The following is a 6000-nucleotide window of genomic DNA, read 5'->3' as shown; positions in this document are numbered from 1 at the left end:
ACCCGAGAAAAGCCCACACTCAACCAAACCCAGCACCCACCCACCCACCACAAACCCGCAAACCCCAGCAACCCCACAACAAAGCCACAAGGGCAACGGTGATACTCCCGAGGGACGAAGGCCACGGCGTGAGTGAATAGGGGGCATGCTCTTCGAATTCGCGCACGACCACGACGGTGAACGGCTCAGCGGTGTGCACGGCGGCGATCCCTCCGGGGTCACCGCCGTGGTGCTGCATGGCGCGGGCAACAGCAGCACGGAGCGACTGCTCCCGCTGGTACGGGAGTTCGTGGCCCACGGCTGCCGAGGGATTGCCTTCGACTTCTCCGGGCACGGCGAAAGTACCGGAAAGCTCAGTGAGTTGAGCCTGCGGCGACGGTTCGAGCAGGCCGTCGCGGTGATCGACGCGTATGGCGGGGCGGAGGGGCCGCTGGTCCTGGTGGGTTTCAGCATGAGCGGGCAGACGGTGGCGGACCTCGTCGCCCACTACGGGGACCGGGTGGCGGCGCTGGGGCTGTGCGCGCCCGCCGTGTATGCCGCCGCGGCTTGGGACGTGCCCTTCGAGGAAGGCAACGGGCGGTTCAGCGGGACCATCCGGCGGCCGGACAGCTGGCGGGAGGCGCCCGCGCTTCAGGTGCTGCGGGCGTACGAGGGCCGGGCGGTGCTCGCCGTGCCGGGCACGGACGCGGTGATCCCGGCCGCGGTGACCGAGTCCGTCCAGGACGCGCTGGCCACCCGCTCCCAGTACACGCGGTTCGACCTTCCGGACGCACAGCACCAGCTGGGGATGTGGTTCCGCGAACACACCGAGGACCGGCGGGAGTTCGTGGAGGCGGTGCTGACCGGCCTCGGCGACCAGGGCTGGTCGGCTACGCGTGCGTGGGTTGCCGAGCGCCTCGGAAACGGCCGCGAGGTCACCGGCTCGCGCCTCCTGTCCGGTGGTTGGAGCTCCCAGATGCGCCGGCTCGCCCTCGACGACGGCACTGCCCTGGTGCAACGGACCTTCGTCAAGCCGTTCTTCCGCCACCACGGGCCCGGGCTGCTTGCCCGCGAGGCGTCCGTCCTGACACTGCTCGGCGGGCAGGAGAGCATCCCGGCGCCCGACTTCGTCGCCGTGGATGCCACGGCCGAACACTGCGACCACCCGACCCTGTTGATGTCCGCGCTGCCCGGCCGCGTCCGCGTGGACGAGGACGACCTCGACCGGCGTCTGGACCTGCTCGCGGCCCAGCTCGTCGGCATCCACGGCGTCGTACCGGACGAAAAGCCGCGCACGTACCAGGCGTGGACGTCCCCGGAACGCCTCCGCACCCCGGACGGCCCCCTGTGGGAGCGGGCCGTCGACGTGATCCGCCGCGACCCGCCGCCGTACGACGGCTGCTTCCTGCACCGCGACTTCCACCCCGGGAACGTACTCTTCACGGGAGCCGGTCCCGGGCTGCGGATCACCGGTGTCGTGGACTGGGTCGAGACCTCGTGGGGACCTGCCGACCTGGATGTGGCGCACTGCTCGACCGCGCTCGCGCTGCTGCACGGGCCGGCGTACGGGCTGGACTTCCGTGAGCGGTACGAGGCACACGGCGGCTGCGGCCTCGCCGACAACCCCGACCACCTGTACTGGCGGCTGCTCGACGCCCTGCACTACTGCCCCGATGCGGCGAAGCTGGCCGGGCCGTGGCGTGAACTGGGCCGGGGCGATCTGACGTCCGATGTGCTGGCGGAACGGCTGGAGGCGTACGTGGACGGCCTGCTGCAGCAATGCGGCTGACCGACCGTCGATCACTCGCCTGACACCGACCCGAGGAGACACGCGCATCGGCCGCCATGGTGCTCGTTCCTGGCCTGTAGCACCGTCCCGAACGCTTCGCCCTGGTGGTGGCAGAACCCCTGCGGACCGCGGCAACCGAGGCCGTCGCTCCCCAGCTCCACAAGGGCACGTCGCCGGCTGACACAGCCGCGGTCCAGGCCGCCATCGACTCGCCGCCGGAGCCTTTGATCGTGCTCGGTCACTCCTGCGGCGGGTCCGTGATCACTGGGCTCCGCGGGGCGGGACACCTGGTCATTCCGGCGGCCTCCGTGCCGGATGTCCGCGAGAGCGCGGCCACCGCGACACCCCCACCCGAGGAACCCGCCCGCGGGACGGGCCCGTCAGGGCAGGGTGGGGAGGTAGTGCGGGGCGCGGCGGGCGTGGGTGGCCTGTTCGAAGGCGTAGGCGTAGCCGAGGAGTCGGGTGTCGCTGAATCGGGTGCCGAGGAAGGACAGGCCCAGGGGCAGGGGCCCGGCGTAGCCGGCGGGGACGGTGATGTGGGGGTAGCCGGCGACGGCGGAGGCCCGGGTGGACGTCGCGAAGGCGTTGCCCTCGCCGCGGTAGTCGATGGCGGGGGCGGGCAGTTCGGTGGGAGTGACGATGGCGTCGAGGCGGTATGCGGCGAGGGTGTCGTCGATGGCGTGGCGCGCCTGGTCGGTGGCGGCCTGGCGGTGGCTGCGGTAGGCGGGGTCGTCGAGGTCTCCGTGGGTGTCCTGGGCCATCTGGAGGATGTCGGAGCCGTAGGTGCCTTCGGTGGCGGTGTGCCGGTCGTTGTAGGAGATCAGCTCGGCGAGGTTGCGGGGGTGGGTGCCGGGGGTGGCGGCGAGGTAGGCGTTGAGGTCGTGCTTGAACTCGGTCAGGACGGCGGGGAGCATGTGCTCGCCGGCCATGGTGTCCGTCTCGGGGATGTCGGTGCCCTCGACGACGGTGGCGCCGAGGTCCTTCAGCCGCTGGACGGAGGCCTCGAAGACCCGGTCCACGTCGGCGTCGACACCGGTGTGGCCCTGGCGCCAGACACCGATCCGTTTGCCCTTGAGGGCGTTGGGGTCGAGGATCGTGCGCCAGTCGGCGGGCAGGGTGCCGGCCGCGGGGGCGGTGTCGGGGTCGACGGGGTCGGTTCCGGCGATCGCCCACAGGGTCAGGGCGGCGTCGGTGACGTTCCGGGCGATCGGGCCGGCGCTGTCGTGGCGGGCGGTGATCGGCACGATGCCGCCGCGGCTGACCACCCCCAGCGAGGGCTTCACCCCGACGACGGAGTTCACGCTGGAGGGGCAGACGATCGATCCGTCGGTCTCGGTGCCGATGGTCACCGCCGCCAGGGAGGCCGCCGCGGCCACCGCCGATCCGCTGGAGGAACCGCAGGGGCTGCGGTCCAGGACGTAGGCGTTGCGGGTCTGGCCGCCGGTCGCGGACCAGCCCGCCGGGATGTCGGGGTCGCGGAAGTTCGCCCACTCGGACATGTTCGCCTTCCCCAGCACCACCGCCCCGGCCTCCCGCAGCCGGCGCACCAGGTCGGCGTCCTTGGCGGGCCGCGAACCCAGTAGCGCGGTCGACCCGGCGGTGGTGGGCTGCCGGTCGGCGGTGTCGATGTTGTCCTTGATCAGGACCGGAATGCCTTCCAGCGGTCCGCGTCCCTGGTGGGAGCGGCGCCGGGCATCGCTCTGCCGGGCCAGGGCCGCGGCGTCCGGGTTCACCGTCACCACCGCGTGCAGGCGCGGGTTCAGCTGCCGGATCCGCTGAAGGTAGGCCCGCGTCAGCTGCGCGGACGTCAACCTCCCGGCATCCATCGCCTGCTGCAGACCGGGAATCGTCACCCCGTCCAGGTCCACCCCCGCCACCCGGCCGTCCGACGCAGGACCGGTGTCGGCCCGCGCCGCCACCGGCGCCAGCAGAGCCATCGACACGGCCGCGACCGCGGCGCAGCGCAGCGGAGTCCTGACAAATGAACGCATCGTTCTCTCCTACCCCTGTTGCCGAGGCACCCCGACGCGGGGCGCCCGAAACGGGCCCCGCCGACGGCCCCGCCCCGCCGGGTACGGCGGGCGCGGCGCGCGGCCTCGATCCCGTACCCACCACGCTAGGCGCGCCCGCCCGCCCGCCGACACGGGGCGAACCCCCCGAACGATCAAGGGCCGCCCCCCGACCGAGGGGTGGGGATTACCCCACCTCTTCAGCGGCCCGGCCCGCGCCAACGGGCCGGCGAGGCGGGCGAGCGGGCCTGGAGCGGACCTGGGAGCGGAGGACCGTACCGGGCGGCGACGGTGACCCGACTCGCTGCGCGACCATGCGCACCGGCCGCGAGTTCACCGCGACGGCGCGCCACGGAGGCCGGGCCCACCTGCGGGCGCTGCTGCACCAGGCCGCGCACGGCGTGGCCCGGCGGCGCGGCGTGAAGGATGTCCGACTCCTTCGGCCGGCTCCCGGGCCGGGGCGGGTGCTTCCTGGTGGCGGGGAAGTCCTCGGTGTCGAGGTGCTCCACCGCGTCCTGGGCGAGTTCCCCGGCGTCCAGGAGGAGGCTCTGCTGGGTGCCGAGCATGGGGAGCAGGGTCCCGGGGGGCACCGTCGGCGCTGTGGCAAGCCGCGCCGTCGATACCGGGGACGGCACTTCCGTGGACGGTGTGCAGCGTCTGGAGCCGGTCGGTCACCGTGACCCGTGTCGTCGAAGGTTGACGGCCGGTTCAAGAGGGTGGCCGGCTGCGCGGTCTTGGCCCAAGGGCTGCGCGTAGATCCGACGGCACCGGCTGGGAGGATCTTCGGTATGACCTCCCCGCTCCATGTCCTGCGCGTCCTCGGTGAGCGCCCGTTCGCCGAGGCCGGTGAGCCTGTCCTGGCTGTGTCCGACGAGGGGCGTGGTCTGCTCGCCGTGGCGGGTGAGCCCGGGTTCGCCCGGATGGCGACGGTGGCGGTGTACGGCGTAGGAGACCTCGGCTGCCGGGCCGTGCTCCGGACCCGGTTCCCGTTGCACGCCCTGGCCTTCCACCCGACGGAACCCCTGCTCGCCGTCGGGACCGGGAAGTACGACGGCGGCTACTTCTTCGAGGGCGAGCTGCTCCTGCTCGACTGGGCCACGGGCTCCGCCACCACCCTCATCGAGCACGACTTCGGCCGCCAGGTCCTCGGACTGACCTGGCTCGACGGACAGGCCCTGCGCGTGCTGATGGCACCGCCCGACGACTACAAGGACGAACGGAAGGCACACATCGAGGGCCATGTCGCCGTCGTACGGCGGCCCGACTGGCGTGCTGCCGCACCCCGTTCGCTCACCGCCGCCGACCTGGCCGGCCCCCGGGTGCCCGCCCCGCGCCCCGACGGACGGGACGAAGCCCGTCGGGCGCTCTCCGCGCTGACCCCGGACTGGGAGCCCCGGCGCCACGTCCTCGCCGTCGAGGAACTGCCGGACGGCACCGTCCTGGCCACCCTCGACCAGGAGGAGGACACCCCGGAGCGGCCCGTACGCACCGCCCTCGCCGACGGCCTGCTGATCCAGCACCGGACCACCGCGTACGTCGACCGGCAGGAGCGCCTGCGGATCCGGCACGGCAGCCGGGGCTACGTTCGCCAGGTCGTACGAGCCCGCCGGGGACCCAAGCAGGACTGGCTCGCGGCGCGCTCCCCCGGGGGGCCGTGCGCCCAACCCCTGTTCCCGTTCTCCTGGGAGCCCGGGCAGACGCACTTCCCCGGCCCGGGCGCGGAGACCGGGGACGGTGACCTGGTGTACGCCGGCACCGTCCACGACGGCCGAGGCCTACAGCCCGGCGGCTCCTTCGTCGTTCGCCGCGCGGCCTCCGACGGCGTGCCCCGCTGGATCTTCCGGACCGACCACGTCGCCACCGATCTCGACACCGGAGCGGACACCGCCTACCTGGCCTACCGCGACGGCGGGCTCCTGGCCCTGGACCTCCATGACGGCACCCTCCGCTGGCGCCACCAGCTGACCATCGCCGGCGCCCCAGCCGTCCCGACCGCGCTCACCGCAATCGAACCCGGCCGCCTGCTCGTCGGCACGTCCGACGGTCGAGTCCTGGACTGCGCCACCACCTGACCCCACACCCAGCAGCGGCCCCGTGGGCTCGGTGTCAGCGGCGTGTGCGGGCGTGTGAATCATGAACCGATCCAACGACCTGCTGGCTGGGTCGGACGACATCGACCGGGCTGCTCTGGGCCATGCCTACGGAAGTGCCGAGGATGTGCCC

The 6000-nt window shown here is 72.9% G+C and carries 4 protein-coding genes; 2 read left to right on the top strand and 2 right to left on the bottom strand.

The window, feature by feature from the left end; all coding sequences use genetic code 11:
* Window positions 1-145 precede the first annotated feature (145 nt).
* The gene (locus ABT238_RS35945; protein WP_350805342.1) at window positions 146-1768 is read left to right on the top strand and encodes an alpha/beta fold hydrolase; all 1623 of its coding nucleotides are present in this window, start codon (window positions 146-148) and stop codon (window positions 1766-1768) included.
* A 380-nt stretch (window positions 1769-2148) separates the two neighbouring features.
* Here the strand turns inward: ABT238_RS35945 and ABT238_RS35940 are convergent, their stop codons facing one another.
* Both ABT238_RS35940 and ABT238_RS35935 read right to left on the bottom strand, forming a co-directional pair.
* Window positions 2149-3759, bottom strand: a complete 1611-nt coding sequence (locus tag ABT238_RS35940; RefSeq protein WP_350805337.1) for an amidase — start codon at window positions 3757-3759, stop codon at window positions 2149-2151.
* 218 nt (window positions 3760-3977) lie between these two features.
* Window positions 3978-4343, bottom strand: a complete 366-nt coding sequence (locus tag ABT238_RS35935) for a hypothetical protein (protein ID WP_350805331.1) — start codon at window positions 4341-4343, stop codon at window positions 3978-3980.
* Between the two features lie 222 nt (window positions 4344-4565).
* On the opposite strand from ABT238_RS35935, the gene ABT238_RS35930 reads away from it, so the two are divergent.
* On the top strand, window positions 4566-5849 hold the full coding sequence (locus ABT238_RS35930; protein ID WP_350805327.1) for an outer membrane protein assembly factor BamB family protein: 1284 nt from the start codon (window positions 4566-4568) through the stop codon (window positions 5847-5849).
* Window positions 5850-6000 lie beyond the last annotated feature (151 nt).

It is taken from the genome of Kitasatospora sp. NPDC001527 (assembly GCF_040298605.1).
GTDB lineage: Bacteria > Actinomycetota > Actinomycetes > Streptomycetales > Streptomycetaceae > Kitasatospora.
Note: the sequence above shows the minus strand (reverse complement) of the source record. Positions and strands in the feature narration are given on the sequence as shown.